At 69.9% G+C, this 18655-nt stretch carries 21 protein-coding genes; 15 read left to right on the forward strand and 6 right to left on the reverse strand.

Going from position 1 to position 18655, the window contains the following annotated elements; genetic code table 11:
• Positions 1-48 precede the first annotated feature (48 nt).
• From uvrC to O7623_RS01300, 10 genes are all read left to right on the forward strand, one after another.
• Positions 49-2040: an excinuclease ABC subunit UvrC gene (gene uvrC / locus O7623_RS01255; RefSeq protein ID WP_282226723.1), complete on the forward strand. Its 1992-nt coding sequence runs from the start codon at positions 49-51 to the stop codon at positions 2038-2040.
• Positions 2041-2152: 112 nt separating this feature from the next.
• On the forward strand, positions 2153-3052 hold the full coding sequence (gene rapZ, locus O7623_RS01260; protein ID WP_282229686.1) for an RNase adapter RapZ: 900 nt from the start codon (positions 2153-2155) through the stop codon (positions 3050-3052).
• Positions 3049-4032: a uridine diphosphate-N-acetylglucosamine-binding protein YvcK gene (gene yvcK / locus O7623_RS01265; protein ID WP_282226724.1), complete on the forward strand. Its 984-nt coding sequence runs from the start codon at positions 3049-3051 to the stop codon at positions 4030-4032. Before rapZ ends, yvcK begins: the two co-directional genes overlap by 4 nt.
• A 53-nt stretch (positions 4033-4085) precedes the next feature.
• A complete protein-coding gene (whiA, locus tag O7623_RS01270) occupies positions 4086-5066 on the forward strand; it encodes a DNA-binding protein WhiA (protein WP_282226725.1) in 981 nt (326 codons plus the stop codon).
• Between the two features lie 261 nt (positions 5067-5327).
• Complete coding sequence (gene gap, locus O7623_RS01275) at positions 5328-6332, forward strand: type I glyceraldehyde-3-phosphate dehydrogenase (RefSeq protein WP_282226726.1); 1005 nt, start codon at positions 5328-5330, stop codon at positions 6330-6332.
• A complete protein-coding gene (locus O7623_RS01280; protein ID WP_282226727.1) occupies positions 6329-7534 on the forward strand; it encodes a phosphoglycerate kinase in 1206 nt (401 codons plus the stop codon). Before gap ends, O7623_RS01280 begins: the two co-directional genes overlap by 4 nt.
• 35 nt (positions 7535-7569) lie before the next feature.
• Positions 7570-8334 (forward strand): triose-phosphate isomerase, encoded by a 765-nt coding sequence (gene tpiA, locus O7623_RS01285; RefSeq protein ID WP_282229687.1) that lies wholly within the window; start codon positions 7570-7572, stop codon positions 8332-8334.
• A gap of 153 nt (positions 8335-8487) precedes the next feature.
• A complete protein-coding gene (secG, locus tag O7623_RS01290; RefSeq protein WP_282229688.1) occupies positions 8488-8748 on the forward strand; it encodes a preprotein translocase subunit SecG in 261 nt (86 codons plus the stop codon).
• Positions 8749-8886: 138 nt separating this feature from the next.
• Positions 8887-9231: an RNA polymerase-binding protein RbpA gene (locus O7623_RS01295; RefSeq protein ID WP_282226728.1), complete on the forward strand. Its 345-nt coding sequence runs from the start codon at positions 8887-8889 to the stop codon at positions 9229-9231.
• A gap of 868 nt (positions 9232-10099) precedes the next feature.
• On the forward strand, positions 10100-10990 hold the full coding sequence (locus O7623_RS01300) for a sulfotransferase domain-containing protein (protein ID WP_282226729.1): 891 nt from the start codon (positions 10100-10102) through the stop codon (positions 10988-10990).
• Between the two features lie 37 nt (positions 10991-11027).
• On the opposite strand, the gene O7623_RS01305 is transcribed toward O7623_RS01300, so the two are convergent.
• Positions 11028-11372 (reverse strand): hypothetical protein, encoded by a 345-nt coding sequence (locus O7623_RS01305; RefSeq protein ID WP_282226730.1) that lies wholly within the window; start codon positions 11370-11372, stop codon positions 11028-11030.
• A 121-nt stretch (positions 11373-11493) separates the two neighbouring features.
• Here O7623_RS01305 and O7623_RS01310 point away from each other — a divergent pair, with 121 nt between their 5' ends.
• Positions 11494-12390, forward strand: coding sequence for a helix-turn-helix transcriptional regulator (locus tag O7623_RS01310; protein ID WP_282226731.1), 897 nt, complete (start codon positions 11494-11496; stop codon positions 12388-12390).
• Positions 12387-12587 (forward strand): DUF397 domain-containing protein, encoded by a 201-nt coding sequence (locus O7623_RS01315; protein ID WP_282226732.1) that lies wholly within the window; start codon positions 12387-12389, stop codon positions 12585-12587. The genes O7623_RS01310 and O7623_RS01315 overlap by 4 nt, the downstream gene beginning before the upstream one ends.
• Before the next feature lie 9 nt (positions 12588-12596).
• On the opposite strand, the gene O7623_RS01320 is transcribed toward O7623_RS01315, so the two are convergent.
• The 3 genes from O7623_RS01320 to O7623_RS01330 form a co-directional block, all read right to left on the reverse strand.
• A complete protein-coding gene (locus O7623_RS01320) occupies positions 12597-13157 on the reverse strand; it encodes a hypothetical protein (RefSeq protein WP_282226733.1) in 561 nt (186 codons plus the stop codon).
• A 70-nt stretch (positions 13158-13227) separates the two neighbouring features.
• The gene (locus O7623_RS01325) at positions 13228-14508 is read right to left on the reverse strand and encodes a hypothetical protein (RefSeq protein WP_282226734.1); all 1281 of its coding nucleotides are present in this window, start codon (positions 14506-14508) and stop codon (positions 13228-13230) included.
• Positions 14505-15242: an ATP-binding cassette domain-containing protein gene (locus O7623_RS01330; RefSeq protein ID WP_282229689.1), complete on the reverse strand. Its 738-nt coding sequence runs from the start codon at positions 15240-15242 to the stop codon at positions 14505-14507. Before O7623_RS01330 ends, O7623_RS01325 begins: the two co-directional genes overlap by 4 nt.
• Positions 15243-15410: 168 nt before the next feature.
• On the opposite strand from O7623_RS01330, the gene O7623_RS01335 reads away from it, so the two are divergent.
• Entirely contained in the window at positions 15411-16430 is a 1020-nt protein-coding gene (locus O7623_RS01335) for an aminoglycoside phosphotransferase family protein (protein ID WP_282226735.1), read from the forward strand.
• Positions 16431-16449: 19 nt separating this feature from the next.
• Here the strand turns inward: O7623_RS01335 and O7623_RS01340 are convergent, their stop codons facing one another.
• A complete protein-coding gene (locus O7623_RS01340; protein WP_282229690.1) occupies positions 16450-17370 on the reverse strand; it encodes an aminoglycoside phosphotransferase family protein in 921 nt (306 codons plus the stop codon).
• Positions 17371-17512: 142 nt separating this feature from the next.
• Here O7623_RS01340 and O7623_RS01345 point away from each other — a divergent pair, with 142 nt between their 5' ends.
• Positions 17513-17725: a type II toxin-antitoxin system HicA family toxin gene (locus O7623_RS01345; protein ID WP_282226736.1), complete on the forward strand. Its 213-nt coding sequence runs from the start codon at positions 17513-17515 to the stop codon at positions 17723-17725.
• On the forward strand, positions 17716-18117 hold the full coding sequence (locus O7623_RS01350; RefSeq protein WP_282226737.1) for a type II toxin-antitoxin system HicB family antitoxin: 402 nt from the start codon (positions 17716-17718) through the stop codon (positions 18115-18117). The genes O7623_RS01345 and O7623_RS01350 overlap by 10 nt, the downstream gene beginning before the upstream one ends.
• Here O7623_RS01350 and O7623_RS01355 read toward each other — a convergent pair.
• Positions 18098-18601 (reverse strand): NUDIX domain-containing protein, encoded by a 504-nt coding sequence (locus O7623_RS01355; RefSeq protein WP_282226738.1) that lies wholly within the window; start codon positions 18599-18601, stop codon positions 18098-18100. The two genes, O7623_RS01350 and O7623_RS01355, sit on opposite strands and share 20 nt — an antisense overlap.
• Between the last annotated feature and the right edge of the window lie 54 nt (positions 18602-18655).

Here is an 18655-nt window from a genome sequence, read left to right on the forward strand (position 1 = left end):
GGCCGTGGGCGCTCGTACTGTCACAGGTCTGGACTACCCTTCACGGCGATGCCAGATCCGTCCAGCTACCGTCCCGCCCCGGGCACGATCCCGGACGCCCCCGGGGTCTACCGGTTCCGCGACCCGACCGGCCGGGTGATCTACGTCGGCAAGGCCAAGAGCCTGCGCAGCCGGCTCAACTCCTACTTCGGCGACCTGTGGCAACTGCATCAGCGCACCCAGCAGATGGTCACCACCGCCGCGTCGGTCGACTGGGTCACTGTCGGCAGCGAGGTCGAGGCACTCCAACTGGAGTACCTCTGGATCAAGGAGTACGACCCCCGGTTCAACGTCCGCTACCGCGACGACAAGTCCTACCCATACCTGGCGGTCACACTCGACGAGGAGTTCCCCCGGCTGCAGGTGATGCGCGGCGCCAAGCGCAAAGGGGTGCGCTACTTCGGCCCGTACTCGCACGCCTGGGCGATCCGCGAGACCCTCGACCTGCTGCTGCGGGTCTTTCCCGCGCGGACCTGCTCGGCCGGGGTCTTCCGGCAGGCCGGCCACGTCGGGCGGCCCTGCCTGCTGGGTGACATCGGCAAGTGTGCGGCCCCGTGCGTCGGGCGGATCGACGCCGCCGGGCACCGGGCGATCGTCGACGAGTTCTGCGACTTCATGGCGGGCCGGACCGACACGATGGTGCGCCGCCTGGAACGCGAGATGCGCGACGCCTCCGACGCCCTGGAGTTCGAGCGGGCCGCCCGGCTGCGCGACGACGTCGCCGCGCTGCGCAAGGCCATGGAGAAACAGACCGTCGTGCTCGGTGACGGCACCGACGCCGACGTGGTGGCCTTCGCCGAGGATCCACTCGAAGCCGCCGTGCAGGTGTTCCACGTCCGGGGCGGTCGGGTACGCGGCCAGCGTGGCTGGGTGGTGGAGAAGGTCGAGGAGCTGACCACCGCCGACCTGGTGCACCACTTCTGCACCCAGGTGTACGGCCCGGAGCAGGGCGAGACCGACGTACCACGGGAGCTGCTGGTGCCCGAGTTGCCGGCGGACGCCCCGGCGCTCGCCGACTGGTTGACCACCCGCCGGGGCAGCCGGGTCACCCTGCGGGTGCCGCAACGCGGTGACAAGCGGGCGCTGATGGAGACCGTCGCCCGCAACGCGGGGGAGTCGCTGACCCGGCACAAGCTGCGCCGGGCCAGTGACCTGACCACCCGGGGCCAGGCGTTGGAGGAGATCGCCGAGGCGCTCGGGCTGGCCGCCGCGCCGCTGCGCATCGAGTGCTTCGACGTGTCGCAGATCCAGGGCACCGACGTCGTCGCCAGCCTGGTGGTCTTCGAGGACGGCCTGCCGCGCAAGGCGGAGTACCGCCGGTTCGCGGTCCGGGGCGCGACCGACGACCTGTCGGCGATGAGCGAGGTGCTGCGTCGCCGGTTCGCCCGTCACCGCGCCCCAGCGGAGCCGGCGGACACCGTGCCGGAGCAGGCAGACGGTACGCCGGAGCCGTCGGGCAGTACGCCGGAGCCGGCGGAGACCGCGCTGGAGTCGGTCGCCCCGGCGGTGGACCCGCAGACCGGCCGGCCGCGCCGGTTCGCGTACCCCCCGCAGTTGATCGTGGTCGACGGCGGTGCACCACAGGTGCAGGCCGCCGCGACGGTCCTGGCCGACCTCGGCATCGACGACGTGGCGCTGTGCGGGCTGGCCAAGCGCCTGGAGGAGGTGTGGCTGCCCGGCGACGACTACCCGGTGATCCTGCCCCGTACCTCCGAAGGGCTCTACCTGCTGCAACGCATCCGCGACGAGGCGCACCGGTTCGCGATCAGCTACCACCGGCAGCGGCGGTCCAAACGGATGGTCGCCTCCGGCCTCGACCAGGTCCCCGGCCTCGGCGAGGTGCGCCGCAAAGCGCTGCTGCGCCACTTCGGGTCGGTACGGCGACTCGCGGCGGCGACCGTCGAGGAGATCACCGAAGTCCCCGGGATCGGCCGGCGGACCGCGGAGACGATCATCGCTGCGCTCGCCGGGTCGCCGGATAGCGGCGCGGATCGCCCGTAGAATCCCTTCCGTGGTGTCGACCGCCGCGCATCTGGCGCGCGGCGCACCCGCAGGCAGGAGGATCGTGAGGCAGAACAGCCTGAGCCCGGGCGACGACCTGGCCGGCAGCGCCGTGCACGACGGCGAGCCGGCCGCCCCGGGCGCCGAGCAGCACGAGGCCCGGCTGGTGGTGGTGACCGGGGTGTCCGGTGGCGGCCGGTCCACCGTCGCCCGCGCGTTGGAGAACGTCGGCTACTACGTGGTGGACAACCTGCCGCAGGCGCTGCTGCTGGACATGGCCGAGCTGGCGATGCGTGCCGGTGGCGCGGCCCGGCGGACCGCCATGGTGCTCGACGTGCGCAGCCGTGCCTTCTCCACCGACCTCGCCGGGGCGATCCGGGCGCTGAAGGAGCGTGGCTACCAGCCACGGGTGGTCTTCGTCGACGCCGCAGCCGACGTGCTGATCCGCCGGTTCGAAAGCGTCCGGCGGTCCCATCCGTTGCAGGGCGACGGGCGGCTGGCCGACGGGATCGCCGCCGAGCGGGAGCTGCTCGCCGAGGCCCGCGACCAGGCCGACGTGATCATCGACACCTCGCACCTCAACGAGAACCAGCTGCGCCGGCGGGTCGAGGAGCTGTTCGCCGGCGAGGACGCCCGTCGGCTGCGGGTCACCGTGCTGTCCTTCGGATTCAAGTACGGCCTGCCGCCGGACGCCGACTTCGTCATCGACGCGCGGTTCCTGCCCAACCCGTACTGGGTGCCGGAGCTGCGCGAGTACACCGGCCGGGAGGCCTCGGTCAGCGGGTACGTGCTCAGCCAGGCCGGTGCCGACGACTTCGTCCGCAACTACGCCGAGCTGATCAACGCCACCACCGCCGGGTTCGAACGCGAGGGCAAGCGGTACCTGACCGTCGCCGTCGGCTGCACCGGCGGCAAGCACCGCAGCGTGGCGATCGCCGAGGAACTCGCCGTACGGCTGCGGCAGGCCCGGCTGTCGGTCAACGCGCAACACCGCGACCTGGGGCGCGAGTGACCGTACTGCGGGTGGTGGCCTTCGGTGGCGGGCACGGGCTGGCCGCCTCGCTGCGTGGCCTGCGGCACGCCGCCGCCGGCCTGGACCTGGACCTCACCGCGGTGGTAACCGTCGGCGACGACGGCGGGTCCAGCGGCCGGCTGCGGGCCGACCGGGGCGCCCTGCCCCCCGGCGACCTGCGGCAGGCGCTGGCCGCGCTGGCCGGGCCGGACCCCGCCGAGCAGTTGACCGCCGAACTGTTCCAGCACCGGTTCGTGCCGGTGCCGGGCGAGGCACCCGGCGAACGCGCCGATCCACTCACCGGGCACGCCGTCGGCAACCTGGTGCTCTGCGGCCTGATGGAGCTGCTCGGCGACCCGGTGGCGGCGCTCGACCACGTCGGCCGGCTGCTCGGCGCGACCGGACGGGTGCTGCCGATGTCCTGCGACCCGGTGGCGATCGAGGCCGACGTGCGCGGTGGCGACCCGCGCAGACCCACCGACGTGGTCACCGTCCGGGGCCAGCACGCGGTGGCGGTCACCCGGGGCCGGGTGGAGTCGGTGCGGCTGCTGCCCAAGACGCCGACCGCCTGCCGGCCGGCGATCGCGGCGGTCGAGGCCGCCGACTGGCTGATCTTCGGCCCGGGCAGCTGGTACACCAGCGTCATCCCGCACCTGCTGGTGCCCGACCTGGCGGCGGCGATCGTGGCCAGCCCGGCCCGTCGCCTGGTCACCCTCAACCTGGCCGCCGAGAAGGAGACCCTCGGGCTGTCGGTCGCCGACCATCTGGCGGCGCTCAGCTGGTACCTGCCGCAGCTGCGGGTCGACACCGTCCTCGCCGACGGGGTGGCGGTGGGCGATCCCGACCCGGTGGCCCGTGCGGCAGAATCGCTGGGTGCGCGTTTGACGCTCGCCCCGTTGGCGGTCGCCGACGGCAGCCCCCGGCACGATCCGGTCGCGTTGGGTGCCGCCCTGGTGCCTGTCCTGGGCTCCGCTCGTTAAGCACGTACGTATCGGTACCCGCCGTCAACCCGGCCCCCGTGAGGTGAATGACTATGGCGATGACCGCTGCCGTCAAGGACGAGCTCAGCCGGGTCGACGTACCCAAGCCGTGTTGCCGCCGCGCCGAGATGGCGGCGCTGCTGCGGTTCTCCGGCGGGCTGCACATCGTCGCCGGCCGGGTCGTCGTCGAAGCTGAGCTGGACACCAACGCCGTCGCCCGCCGGCTGCGGCGCGAGGTGGCCGACGTGTACGGCTATCCGAGTGAGATCCACGTCCTGAGCCCGAGTGGGCTGCGCAAGGGCAACCACTACATCATCCGGGTGGTCAAGGACGGTGAGGCGTTGGCGCGCCAGACCGGGCTGCTCGACGTGCGGGGCCGCCCGGTCCGTGGCCTGCCGCCGCACCTGGTGTCGGCCAACGTCTGCTGCGCGGTGTCGGCCTGGCGGGGGGCGTTCATGTCGCACGGCTCGTTGACCGAGCCGGGGCGCTCCAGCGCGTTGGAGATCACCTGCCCGGGTCCGGAGTCGGCGCTGGCGCTGGTCGGCGCGGCCCGCCGGCTCGGCATCACCGCCAAGGCCCGGGAGGTGCGCGGGGTCGACCGGGTGGTGGTCAAGGACGGTGACGCGATCGCCGCGCTGCTCACCCGGGTCGGCGCGCACGCCAGCGTGCTGGCCTGGGAGGAGCGGCGGGTACGCCGGGAGGTGCGGGCCACCGCGAACCGGCTGGCCAACTTCGACGACGCCAACCTGCGCCGCTCGGCGCGGGCGGCGGTCGCCGCCGCCGCCCGGGTCACCCGGGCGTTGGAGATTCTCGCCGACGACGCGCCACGGCACCTGACCTCGGCCGGGCGGCTGCGTCTGGAGCACCGCCAGGCATCGCTGGAGGAGCTGGGGGCGCTGGCCGACCCGCCGCTGACCAAGGACGCGATCGCCGGCCGGATCCGGCGGTTGCTCGCCCTGGCCGACAAGCGGGCCCGCGACCTGGGCATTCCGGACACCGAGGATGCGGTGACGGCGGAGATGCTCGTCGGGTGAACACCTGTTGTGTAACCGGGTGACGGGACGCCCCGGCGCAACGCGGCACGGGCTTCTCGGATAGGGTCGCAGTGTACGGCGACGGGGCCGGCACCCGGCTCTCCCGCCGCGACCACCGCCTCGGGTGTCCCGCCCGAGCCGCGTACGGCTGCGGCGTGACCGGCCGGATCATCTGATCGGCGCCCGGCCCGCCACGCGGTCGGCGCACACCAATCCGTCCGGCTCCTGCCCGGGCGGGCGAGAAGCAAGGAGATGGGACCTGTGACCATCCGGGTTGGCATCAACGGCTTCGGCCGTATCGGCCGTAACTTCACGCGGGCGGTCCTCGCCTCCGGCGCGGACATCCAGATCGTCGCCTTCAACGACCTGGGCGACACCGCGACCACCGCGCACCTGCTCAAGTACGACAGCATCCTGGGCCGGCTGCCGTACGAGGTGAAGGCCAGCGGCGACGAGATCACCGTCGGCGGCCACACCATCAAGGCGCTGGCCGAGCGGGACCCGGCCAAGCTGCCCTGGGGCGACCTCGGCGCCGACGTGGTGATCGAGTCGACCGGCTTCTTCACCGACGCCACCAAGGCCAAGGCACACGTCGACGGCGGCGCCAAGAAGGTCATCATCTCGGCTCCGGCCAAGAACGAGGACTTCACCGTCGTGCTCGGCGTCAACGACGACAAGTACGACCCGGCTCAGCACACGATCATCTCGAACGCCTCCTGCACCACCAACTGCCTCGCCCCGATGGCCAAGGTGCTGCAGGACACGTTCGGCATCGAGCGTGGTCTGATGACCACCATCCACGCGTACACCCAGGACCAGAACCTGCAGGACGGGCCGCACAAGGACCTGCGTCGGGCCCGGGCCGCCGCGCTGAACATCGTGCCGACCTCGACCGGCGCCGCCAAGGCGATCGGCCTGGTACTGCCGGAGCTCAAGGGCAAGCTGGACGGCTACGCGCTGCGGGTGCCGATCCCGACCGGCTCGGCCACCGACCTGACCGTCACCGTCGGCCGCGAGACCACCGTCGAGGAGGTCAACGCCGCGGTCAAGGCCGCTGCGCAGGGCCCCCTCGCGGGGATCCTCACCTACACCGAGGACCCGATCGTGTCGGCGGACATCGTCACCGACCCGGCGTCGTGCATCTTCGACGCCGGCCTGACCAAGGTGATCGGCGACCAGGTCAAGGTCGTCGGCTGGTACGACAACGAGTGGGGCTACTCCAACCGCCTGGTGGACCTGGTCAAGCTGGTGGGCGCGTCCCTGTGAGCCAGGTAGCCACTCTCGACGATCTTCTCGCCGAGGGTGTGTCGGGTCGGCGCGTGCTGCTGCGCGCCGACCTGAACGTCCCCTTCGAGAAGGACAACCCGGGGGTCATCGCCGACGACGGCCGGATCCGTGCGGTGCTGCCCACCCTGACCGCGTTGCGGGACGCCGGCGCGGCCGTGGTGGTCTGCTCCCACCTGGGCCGGCCCAAGGGCGCCCCGGACCCGAAGTACACCCTGGCCCCGGTCGCCGCCCGCCTCGGCGAGCTGCTCGGCACACCGGTCGCGTTCGCCACCGACACCGTCGGTGACTCGGCGCAGGCCACCGTCGCCGGCCTGACCGGCGGGCAGGTCGCGCTGCTGGAGAACCTGCGGTTCAACCCGGGGGAGACCAGCAAGGACGCCGGCGAGCGGGGCGCCTTCGCCGACCAGCTGGCGGCGTTCGCCGACGCGTACGTCGACGACGCGTTCGGCGCCGTGCACCGCAAGCACGCCAGCGTGTACGACGTACCGGCGCGGCTGCCGCACGTCGCCGGCCTGCTGGTGCACCGCGAGGTCGAGGTGCTCGGCAAGCTGACCGGCGCGCCGGAGCGGCCGTACGTGGTGGTGCTCGGCGGGTCGAAGGTCTCCGACAAGCTCGCCGTGATCGAGGCGCTGCTGCCGACCGTCGACAAGCTGCTGGTCGGCGGCGGTATGTGCTTCACCTTCCTCAAGGCCCAGGGCCACGAGGTCGGCAAGTCGCTGCTGGAGACCGAGATGGTCGACACCTGCCGTGAGCTGCTGGAGCGGGCCGCCGGCAAGATCGTGCTGCCGGTCGACGTGGTGGCCGCCGCCGCGTTCGCCGCCGACGCCGACCACGACGTGGTCGACGCCGCCGCGATCCCCGCCGACCGGCTCGGCCTGGACATCGGTCCGCGCAGCGTCGCCGCGTTCGCCGAAGCCCTGGCCGGGGCCCGGACGGTGTTCTGGAACGGCCCGATGGGCGTGTTCGAGCTGGCCCCGTTCGCCGCCGGCACCCGGGGTGTCGCCGAGGCGATCACCAAGGTCGACGGCTTCACCGTCGTCGGTGGCGGTGACTCGGCGGCCGCGGTGCGCACCCTCGGCCTCGACGAGTCCGCCTTCGGGCACATCTCGACCGGCGGGGGCGCCTCGCTGGAGTACCTGGAGGGCAAGACCCTTCCCGGCATCGCCGCCCTGGAGAAGTGAGAGCAGTGCCTGAGACCGTTGCCCGCCGGCCGTTGATGGCCGGCAACTGGAAGATGAACCTCAACCACCTGGAAGCCATCGCGCTGGTCCAGAAGCTGGCGTTCAGCTTGAACGAGCAGCAGCTGACCGACGTCGAGGTGGCGGTGCTGCCGCCGTTCACCGCGCTGCGCAGCGTGCAGACGCTGATCGACGGCGACAAGCTGGCCATCGGCTACGGCGCGCAGGACCTGTCGCCGCACGCTGGTGGTGCCTACACCGGTGACATCTCGGGGGCGATGCTGGCGAAGCTGGGCTGCCAGTACGTCACCGTCGGCCACTCGGAGCGGCGGGCGTACCACCACGAGGACGACGCGGTGGTCAAGGCCAAGGTGGCCGCCGCGCTGGCGAACGGGATCACCCCGATCCTGTGCGTCGGCGAAGGCCTGGACGTGCGGGAGGCCGGCGGCCACGTCGCGCACTGCCGCGACCAGGTCGACGCCGCGCTCGCCGGGTTGACCGCCGAGCAGGTGGTCAAGGTCGTCATCGCGTACGAGCCGGTCTGGGCGATCGGCACCGGTAAGACCGCCACCCCGGCGGACGCCCAGGAGGTCTGCGGCGCGATCCGGGCCCGGCTGGCCGAGTCGTACGACCGGGCCACCGCCGACCAGACCCGGATCCTCTACGGCGGCTCGGTCAAGGCGGCGAACATCGCCGCGATCATGGCCGAGGTCGACGTCGACGGCGCGCTGATCGGCGGAGCCAGCCTGGACGCCGAGGAGTTTGCCCAGATCGTCCGGTTCCCGGAGCACGTGAAGCGGTGACCGGTCGGCTCCGGGGCATGTCGCCCCGGAGCCGGTCGGCGCCCGGGTGCGCGGACCGCTATCCTTGGTGAGCCTGTGCTCCGCCGCCGCACAGGCTCGCCTGGTTCGTCCCCCGGAGCCACGGCGACCGTCATGAGAGGACTGACCGCTACCATGCCGATCGAGTTCGCCTACGTATTGATCGTGTTGCTGGTGATCACGAGCGTGATGCTCACCATGCTGATCCTGCTGCACAAGGGCAAGGGCGGCGGCATGTCGAGCATGTTCGGTGGTGGCGTGAGCACCAGCCTCGCCGGGTCGTCGGTGGCCGAGAAGAACCTCGACCGGTACACCGTACTGACCGGCATCGTCTGGTTCGCCTGCATCGTCGGTCTGGGTCTGTGGCTCAAGGTCGCGATGAACGCGGGTGTGTGATCCGTCGCTGCCCGTCGTAAGATTTCGCGCGGCCCGTTGATACGGGTCGCGCTTTCTTTTTGCTGCATCCGCTTCACCGGCGTCGCACCACGGCCTCGTGCCGTGGTGACACCCCCTTCCGACGACAGGAGCGACCTCATGGCGAGTGCTCACACGATCCGGGGCAGCCGGATCGGTGCCAGCCCGGCCCGGCCGACCGAGCGGGCGCAACCGGCGCCCCGGCGGCAGACGACCTACTGGTGCGCCAACGACCACACGGTGCAGATCAGCCTCGCCGTGGACGCGGCCACCCCGGAGACCTGGGAGTGCCCGCGCTGCGGGCTGCCCGCCGGGCAGGACCAGCAGAACCCGCCGGCCCGGCCGCGGACCGAGCCGTACAAGTCGCACCTGGCGTACGTCAAGGAACGTCGCAGCGACGCCGACGCCGAGGCGATCCTCGCCGAGGCGCTCGCCGCGGTCCGCGCCCGACGCGGCGAGGTCTGACGACTGGTGCGTCGCGGCGCCGCGTCACCGTCCGAGTGCCGGCGATGCCCACAACGGGCTGGTGAAGTCGTTTATGCCCTAGCGTCGCGGGTAAGCGCCGGGCCGGCAACTCTGGTAACTGGCTGCTGCAGTGGCGGCTACGGCCAGGTGTGGAAGGGTCAGGCATGGCCGGCGCGACGCAGATCCTTGTCCTCGGCTACAAGCAGCCGGAGCTTCCGGTCGGGATAAGGGAGCAGATCAACCAGCTCCGGTCGAACTCGGCCGTCCGGCTGGTCGATGTCTATGGGTTCAACAAGGCCGGTAATCGCGTCATCACGGAGCAGGCGGTGAGCGGACTCGACGACTGGGACGGCGTCATCATCAAACGGATCCTGGAGTCGGCGAGCGCCTCCAGGGGTGCTGCAGACTTACTCCGTGGACAGCACAGGGTCCCTGGTCCCCGGGAGTCAGATCCCCGATCTCAAGTCCAGTGTCCCGCCGGAAACCAACGTCGTCGTTCTTCTTATCGAGCACCTTTGGGCGAGTGCGCTCGAAAGCTGTATGCGGGAAGGATCCGCCACTCCGCACGCGGGTGGATGGGTCGGTCCGTCGGTGCTGGAGCAAGCCGGTGTCGACCTGCATGAGGAGGCCGACTGACCGCTGACCCGGTCGGCGACGGGTGCCGGTGAGCGGGCTGGCGCTTAGCCGGCGACCGGCACCAGCGCGGCGATGCCCGACGCGGCTGGTCCGTCTCATCTGTCCCTTGGTCGGTACGCTCGGCAGTGGTAGTTTCGCCGTCAGTCACTAAGTTGACCGACGCGGTCGCAATGCATCATCCTCTCCACGTGAGGTGGGCTTCCTGCTTCGGGCACGGACAGGGGACACGACGTTGATCAACCAGACCTTGACGTACGCCAAGCATCACACGCCCGATCCCGTACGCGTGGCCGCGCGGTGGGCCATGCTGGAGACGCAGAACGCGAGAAGTCGTCTCACGGTCCCGGTGGCCGCCCGGTGCGAATACGACAACGTCTACCACTGCACGGTGCGCAAGACCGCCAGTCAGTGGGTCAAATCGCTGCTCAGCGACCCGGTGGTCTATCGCTATTCGGGGTTGTTGCCGTTTGACCAGCGGGTCAGCCGACGGCGTTACCCGAACGCCGTTCCGACCGGCCGTATCGTTTCCTCACTGTTCATCTCCCGCTACGGGTTCGACGACCTGCCCAAGCCGGAGAAGTACCGCGCGTTCTTCATCCAGCGGGACCCGCGCGACGTCGTCGTGTCGAGCTACTTCTCGCTGCGCAGCTCCCACACCCCGATGGGCGACGTCCTGCTGCACCGCAAGGTCCTCCAAGAGCTACCCGCCAAGGAAGGGCTGCTGTACGTCATCGATCACCTGACGAAGGTGAACCTGTTCTCCGCCATGCGCTCGTGGGTGGTCGCGCCGAGCACGGAGACCGTTCGGTTGTTCCGCTACGAGGATCTCGTCGGCGAGCGGCAGGCGGACGAGTTCGATCAGCTGCTGCGGCACTGCGGTATTGCCATCCCCCCGGCCGAGCTGACCGCGTTGCTCGACCGGCACGGCTTCTCCCGGATGCGTAAGAAGCGCCGGGAGGCCGGCCCGACCGCCCACTACCGCAAGGGCAAAGCGGGGGACTGGCTCAACCATTTCGACGACGACACCCACGATGCCTTCGTGGCGGCCACCGGCAACCTCGTTGAGCTCTGCGGCTACCCGAGCCGGGAGGAGTCGCTCCGCGCGCGTGACGCGTCGCAGTGACGGTCGCTGCTGACCACCGTCGTCGGGTCGACGGCGGTCAGTCTGCGGCCGGCACCAGTACGGTCGTGCCTGACCAGCTGATGTGCGCGTTGCTGATGTGGTGCCACGGTTCGCCGTTCTCGTCGAGGCCGGTCAGTTCGGCGAGGTAGTGGCCGAAGCCGTACCCGCCGGCCCGCAGGGTGGCGACCGCCCACGGGTGGAGCTGGTCGGCGACGCGGTCGGGGTGGCGCTGGTCGAACGGGACTTCGATGACGCCGAGCAGGTCGTAGCGTTCGTCGGCGCCACCGGGGTCGACCACCCGGCACAGCGAGAATCCGTACCGTTCGCGCTGCTCACCGTCCACCCACACCAGTTGTCCGGCCACTGTGTCCTCCATGATCATTGTTTGGATGCTGAGGTGAACGAAGCATCGCGCTAAAACTCGCTTATATCAACCCCTTGTGTTGTTCAGGATCACCTGATGTGATGTCGTGGTCACCATCCAATCGCGAGGGAGGCCACCGATGGCACGTGCACCGAGGACCCGCAAGGCACCCGCCAACCCCGCCATGTCGCCCACCGTGCAGGCGATGGAGCTCGGTATCCGACTGCGCGAGCGTCGCGAGGAGTTGGGCATGACCGCTGTCGGCGTCGGCCGCAGCAGCGGCATCACCCAGGCGTACGTCTCCGGAGTGGAGATCGGCAAGGTCAAACTCCCCGCCGACCGGCTCGCCCAGCTCGTCAAGATCTACGAGATCGACGACCAGGAGGCGACCGAGCTGGAAGCGCTGCGGGTCGGTGCGATGGCCCGCGCCTGGTGGCACACGTACAAGCAGCTCTTCCCGGCCGAGTTCCTGCGCTTCCTCGGCTACGAGGCCGGCGCCGACCACGTCCGCACCTACCAGAGCGAGCTGATCGACGGCCTGCTGCAGACCGAGGTGTACGCCCGTGCGATCCTGCGCGGCGGCAACACCTACGTCCGGCTCACCGAAACCGAGCAGCGCGTCGAGGTGCGGATGGCCCGCCAGCGCCGGCTCGCCGAGGACCCGCCCCTGCGGATCACGGCGATCTTCGGCGAAGGTGCGATCCGGCAGCAGGTCGGCGGCCCAGCGGTGATGCGCGCCCAGCTCGACCACCTGGCCGACCTGATGACCCGGCGCCCGGAGCAGTTCCAGATCCACATCGTTCCGTACTCGGCCGGCGCCTACCCGGCGCTCGGTGCGCCGTTCCAGATCCTGTCGTTCCCGTCGACCCGGGTGCCGGATCTGGTCTGGCAGGAGGTGCTGACCTCCAGCGACATCATCGACCAGTCCACCCGGGTCGCCGACTACACGATCACCTTCGGGGAGACGCTGGAGCGGGCGTTAAGCTTCAAGGAGTCCCTCGCCCTGATCCGCCAGGTCGCCCAGGAGATGGCATGACCGAGCACACCCCCACCCGTGGCTGGTTCAAGTCCACGCGCAGCGCGAACAACGCCGCCTGCGTCGAGGTCCGGCTCAGTGCCGACACCATCGGCGTACGCGACTCCAAGGACGTCAGCGGCCCGGCGCTCGCCTTCGACCCCGCCGCCTGGACCGGCTTCCTCACCACCCTCAAGGCCGCCGCGCCGGGCTCGTAGCGTCTGCGGCTATCGCCAGAACCGCAACCGCCGCCTGCGCCACGGAGTCGCGGCGTAGGCGGCCAGCCCGGCACCCAACAGCGCGGCGCTGAGCGCGAGGCTGGGCACATCGTCGTACGGCCGGGCGCTGAACTCCCACCACCGGTACTGATCGTTCCCGCCGAATCCCCAGTACCACAGGACGACGGCGACGACCGAGGGCAGTGTCCAGGCCAGCCGCCAGCCGAGGACCGCTCCGGCGAGCAGCGCCAGGCCGAACCAGGCGATCCACCCCCGCGCCATGATCGCAACGACGGCCGGCGGCGTGGTCAGTGCGGAGATGCCCAGGAAGATCACTGCGGATCCGGTGCCCAACCCGGCGAGGTAGAACCGCTGCATGGACCGTAGCCGTCGGGTGGCTGCCAGCTCCAGGCCAGCGAGGGGACTGGCCAGCCCGATGACCGGCAGGACAGCGGCACCCATGACGAGCAGCCGCCACATTGGGACGAATGCCGTGTCGTGTTCGACCGCCTGAGGTAGCGGTGCCTCGACCATGCCGAACCAGGTCACGAGCGCACCCAGAAGGACCATGCCGGCGAGGACGGTACGTGCCGGCCGAACCGAGAGAAACAGCCTGACCGGTACGGCGCCTGTGGGCACCTCAACGTCCCGGCTGGCAGTAGCGCCCATGGATGTACTTCACCTCTTCGTCCGCCCATCGAAACTGATCGGACAGGGAGTCGCCGTTTGCGATCTCGCGTCCATCCGACCAGGCTTCCTGCGTGTCCGCAGGTGCGTTGGTCTGGTAGTCCGGGCTGCTCTCCCCGGCCAGATACGCCTCCAGCCAGGCCCCAAGCGCCTCGAATCGCCTCCGGTCGGGCGGGCTCAGATCGTTCCAGGCGCAGGAATCAAACTTGAAAGTCGACGAAATTATCGCCGTACCGATGTCGCCCGAGAAGGACCACGAACTTCCCTCGAAAATGTAGAAAATCGGCGGTGCTCCATTGTAGCTGAGGTGGCACTGCCCGTCGGGCAAGCGAATCCAGGCTTTCTGTATACCGGCCTGATTGATGCGTGGCGGGCGGACGAAGCTTTCCGGCAGCAGATCGATCCGCGCGCTTACCTCTCGCAGCTGGGGAAGGTACTTCTCGTGCTCCGGCCAGATGCACAAGGTGGTCGTGCCTTCGACGCACGCCACGTCTTCTCCTGGTTGCTTCCGGTCGGTCACCGCATCCGTGGCGACCAGGGCTACGACGAGCGGTAACACCGCAGGGACCAGCAGCAGGGTCCTCCGCCGTCGCAGCGCATGGGAGGCCGGTAGGCAGAGAAGCATCAGCAGTAGGACGGTGACCGACGCCAGCCGTAGGGCGAGTGCTCCCGGGTCGACTGTCATCTCCGGCCGGCCGGAGATGACGACGAATCCGAACCGGTCGAGAAACGCGGTCAGGAACAGGAATCCCAGTGCCGCCGTCAGTGCGGCGAACATCGAACCGAGCAACTTCCCGCACGCCCAGCCGAGCGCGGTCGAGGCCAGAATTACGAAGATTCCCAGGAAGGCGTAGCCCAACCAAAGATGCACGCCGGGTGGAAACGTCCGAGCCGTGATCATGAAGGCGACGGCCTGACCGACCAGGTACGGGACCAACAGGACGATGACGGTAGCGCCCAACCGGTTCGCTTCCAGCCGGGCCGGATGGACCCGCGAGGCCGTCAGCTGCTCCATGATCCGGTGTCGCTTCGGCGCGCTCGCTGCCCACGCTGCCGCACCGGCGCCGACCACACCGAGCAGGTACGCGGGAGCCAGCGCTGCCGCGCCGGTCTCCGGCCAGACGCCGATCCAGTGGCGGTTGCGGAGGAACAGCACCGCCAGTTCGATGGCGACGAACACTGGCAACGCCCACCGGACCGGAGAGTTCCGGACGTGCAACCACAGCCCGCTCACAGGCTTCGCTCTCCTTCGGGCAGTAGATGCATGTACGCCCGCTCCAGCGGGGAGTGCCCCGGGAGCCCGTCGTGGCCCAGCGCCGCCAACTCGGTGACCGAACCGTCGAACTGTGCCGATCCACCATGCATCACGATCACCCGGTCGCAGACGGCCGCGACATCGTCGATGAGGTGGGTGCTGAGCACCACCACCGTGTCCCGCAACTCTGCGATGATCTTGCGGAACTGGAGTCGTTGGCGTGGGTCCAGGCCGACGGTGGGCTCGTCGAGCAGCACCACCTGCGGACGTCCGACGATCGCCCATGCGATGCCGGCGCGCTGGCGCATACCGCCGGAGAGACTGCGCATCCTCGAGCGGCGTCGGTCAGCCAGGTCGACCATCTCCAACGTCTCGTCGACCGCTTGCCGCCACTGGCCCGCCGGCACCCCACGCATCCAGGCCGCATAGGTCACAAAGTCGACGACCCTCATCAGCGGGTCGAACCCGAAGTCCTGCGGTAGATAGCCGATGCGGTCTCTGATCTTGCGGGCCGACCGCTCGTCGTCGATCTCGAAGTCGTCGATGCGGATCCGGCCGTTGCGTGGTGGCATGACGGTTGCCAGCGTCCGCAGCAAGGTTGTCTTTCCCGCGCCGTTGGGGCCCAACAGCGCGGTGATCCCGGGCTGCAGCGTGACGCTGAGGTCGTTGATGATGGTCGACTTCCCATAGCCCTGGGTCAGCGCATCGAGCACGATCGTCACCTGGCGACTCGCCTTCAAATATCTGAGGATTGGCAGAGCAACTGTTGGCTTGTTGGATTCGCGCCAGACCAGGCCGGGCAGTCGGACCGGCCACAGTAGGCACGTTGGCCCTGGCAGGATAGACCCGTCGGGAGACAATCGTCTCGGTCAGGAGGCGACATGGCTGAACGTGACTTCGCGCGAGCCCGGTTCATGCCGTCGGGCAGCAGATACGATGTCGGCGGATCGGGCCTTGCCGTCCCGGCGGAGCTGGCCGCATCTCACGCTACCTACTTCGGTGAGGCCGGGCGGGCCTGGATCGCGGCGTTGCCGCACCTGGCGGCAGCCACCATGGACCGGTGGGGGCTGCGCCCTGACGGGCCGGCGAGCTGCGGTGCGATCGCCCTCGTGCTGCCCGTCGTACAGGCCGACGGGTCGCCGGCCATGCTGAAGCTGCAGCCGATCGACGAGGAGACCGTCGGCGAGCCGGTGGCGCTGCGGGCCTGGGGCGGCGACGGCGCGGTCCGACTCCTACGGCACGACGCACACTCCGGCACGATGCTGCTGGAACGACTCGACGCCGACCGTACCCTGGCAGTCGTCCCCGACGACCTGACCGCCCTGCGGATCCTCAGCCAGCTCCTCGCCCGGCTGACCTCGGTGGCCGCGCCGCCCGCCGTACGCCGCCTCGCCGATGTCGCCGCCGGCATGCTCGACCGGGTGCCGCAGGCGCTGGTACGGCTACCCGCCGCCGACCACCCGCTCATCCGGCGGTGCGCGGCAGCCGTCCAGGAGTTGCTGCCGGAGGCCGGTGACCGACTACTGCACTGGGATCTGCACTACGACAACGTCCTCGCGTCCCGGACCGACTCGTCCGGGTTCGGCTCGGCCGCGTCCGACAGTCGAGAGCCGTGGCTGGCGATCGACCCGAAGCCACTCGCAGGCGACCCCTGCTTCGAACTTCTCCCCGCCCTGCACAACCGGTGGGACGACGTGGTAGCCACCGGCGACGTGCCGCGTGCGGTCCGGAGACGCTTCGACCTGACGACCGAGATACTGGGCGTCGACCGGGAGCGGTCGGTCAGTTGGACGCTTGGTCGCGTACTGCAGAACCTGCTCTGGGAGTCCGAAGCCGGCGGCCAGGCGTGGCACAGCGCGCCCGACCGCGCCATCGCCCGTACCCTGCTGCGCGAGCGGTGACGGAACGTTCTGCCGCCGATCAGCGGGCCGTGTCGATGAGACGTCGTAGCGCGGCGTGGGCGGGCGGACCCCACGTCGGCTTGCCGGCGGGCCGGCCGTGCAACCCGGCGTCGCCGATCAGGATGCCGCCCAGGGCGCGGGCCATCGCCCAGCCACGAGCGCGGCGCTTCGTCGCGGCGTCCAGAATCGGCTGGTACGCCGCGTAGAAGTGGTCGATGCTGTCGTCCGGAAGCAGGATCCATCCGGCAGCCAGGTCGTACGCCGGATCGCCCGCACAGAGGTCGCCGAAGTCGACGACGCCGCAGATGGTGCCGTCGGCGGTGAGAATGTTCGCCGGGTGCAGGTCCGCGTGCAGCCACAGCGCCGGACCCGACCATCCTGGTGCGGCGACCGCGTCCCGCCAGACAGCGTGGACGGCCTCCGGGTCGTCGATCAGCCCACGCTCGGTGACCTCGGCGAGTCCGTGGGTGAACTGGTCGGTGTGGTCTGCCAACGGCCCACCCCGACCGCCACCGCTGCCCGTGGGTGCGCTGTCGGGAGCGGGTCGGTGCAGCGCGGACAGGAACGCTGCCAGGGACTCAGCAGCCGCCCGGGCTCGGGTGACCGGGGCGCGGTCGGCGGGGGTACCCGGCACCCAGGTGGTGACGAGCCAGGGCCGAGGGAACCGTGCGGTGGGCTCGCCGAGCCGCTGCGGTACGGGGACCGGCAACGGTAGATGCGGTGCCAAGGCGGGCAGCCAGGCGTACTCCTTGAGTAGCAGCGCGTCCGCCGACCCGGTCGCCCACGGCAGCCGGACGGCGAGATCCTCACCGAGGCGCCACATCTGGTTGTCCCAGCCCCGCGCAGCCAGCCGGACCGGCCGGTCGGCGAGATCGGGATACTGGTCGCGGAGCAGACCCCGGACCAGCTCCGCGGTGACCTCGACCTCGACGTGGTCCACGGCGAGTAACAGTAGTGCCACAGCTCTTCACCTGTTGAACCCAGGCAGGCGCTGCAGGCCCCGGATGACAGGTCGTAGCGGCGGTCCGGGTTGGCGTCTAGTGCGGTTTACTTGATCTGTCTATCAAGCTAGGCTAAGCTACGTGAAGCGGGTTGACCTAATCAAAAAGATCGGCGCCGCCGCAGCCGGTGTGGGCGTGGAGTTCGAGCTACTGCGTGAAGGCGGGAGTCATTCGATCTTTCGGTGCGGCGGCCAGAAGGTTGTGATACCCCGACATCGGGAAATCAACGAATACGCGGCACGGGGCATCATGAGCGATCTCGACGATCAAATCGGGGAGGACTGGTGGAAGTGACGACCTACTCCGTGGTCTGCCGGCGGGTCGGCAACTGGTGGGCCATCAGCGTGCCTGAACTCAAGGGCGTGCACACCCAGGCCCGGCGACTCGACCAGGTCGCTGCGATGGCTCGAGAAGCGATCGCGTTGCTGCTGGACGTCGACCCGGACAGGGTGGAAGTCGATGTTCGTCCTGAACTTCCCGGTATGGTTTCGGTAGCTCTGGACGCCAGGCGGGAAGCCCGGGACGCGGACGAGAGGGCCGAACGAGCGACCGCAACAGCGGTGCTGGCGCTTCTGCGTGACGGCTATACCGTCCGGGATGCAGGCGCACTTCTCGGACTGTCACCCCAACGTATTTCGCAGATCGCCGCACGGAACACCACTACCCCTACGTCATCGGCGGCATAAGCTCGGTCGCCCGGCTTGACGCGGGCGGGGGTTCGGTCCGTGTGGTCCATCGACGGTCGATGCTGCCGAGTAGCGCGTCCTGGTGATCGGCGAGGTGGGCTGGCAGGGGCAGCGGGACGAATCGGCAGGTGAACTGCAGCTCGCGGTCCAACCCGGCACCCGTCACGGTGTGCTGCCAGGCATCGGGGATGTGGTCCGGGGCCTGTAGGTGAAAGTAGGTGGTACGACGGGGCTGGCCGGTCTCGGGATGTGGCTTGTCCTCGCTCCCGATCTTGTGAACCACGGTGACGCCGGTCAGGCCGGTCTCCTCGGCGACTTCGCGAAGCACCGCGTCGTGTAGCTCCTCGCCGGGCTGCACACCGCCAGCGGGCACCTGAGTGCCGGCGTCAGGGAAGTCGATGTGGTCGAAGACCAGGAGCTGCGCACCGCTGCCGGTGGTCCGGATGACGTATCCGGCGACGCGGATCCGTGTGGTGGGCCTCATCGGTACATCGTGCACGGCCGCGAGCTACATAACGGGTTGTCTTGATGGTCGCCC

The organism is Solwaraspora sp. WMMD791 (assembly GCF_029581195.1).
Taxonomy (GTDB): domain Bacteria; phylum Actinomycetota; class Actinomycetes; order Mycobacteriales; family Micromonosporaceae; genus Micromonospora_E.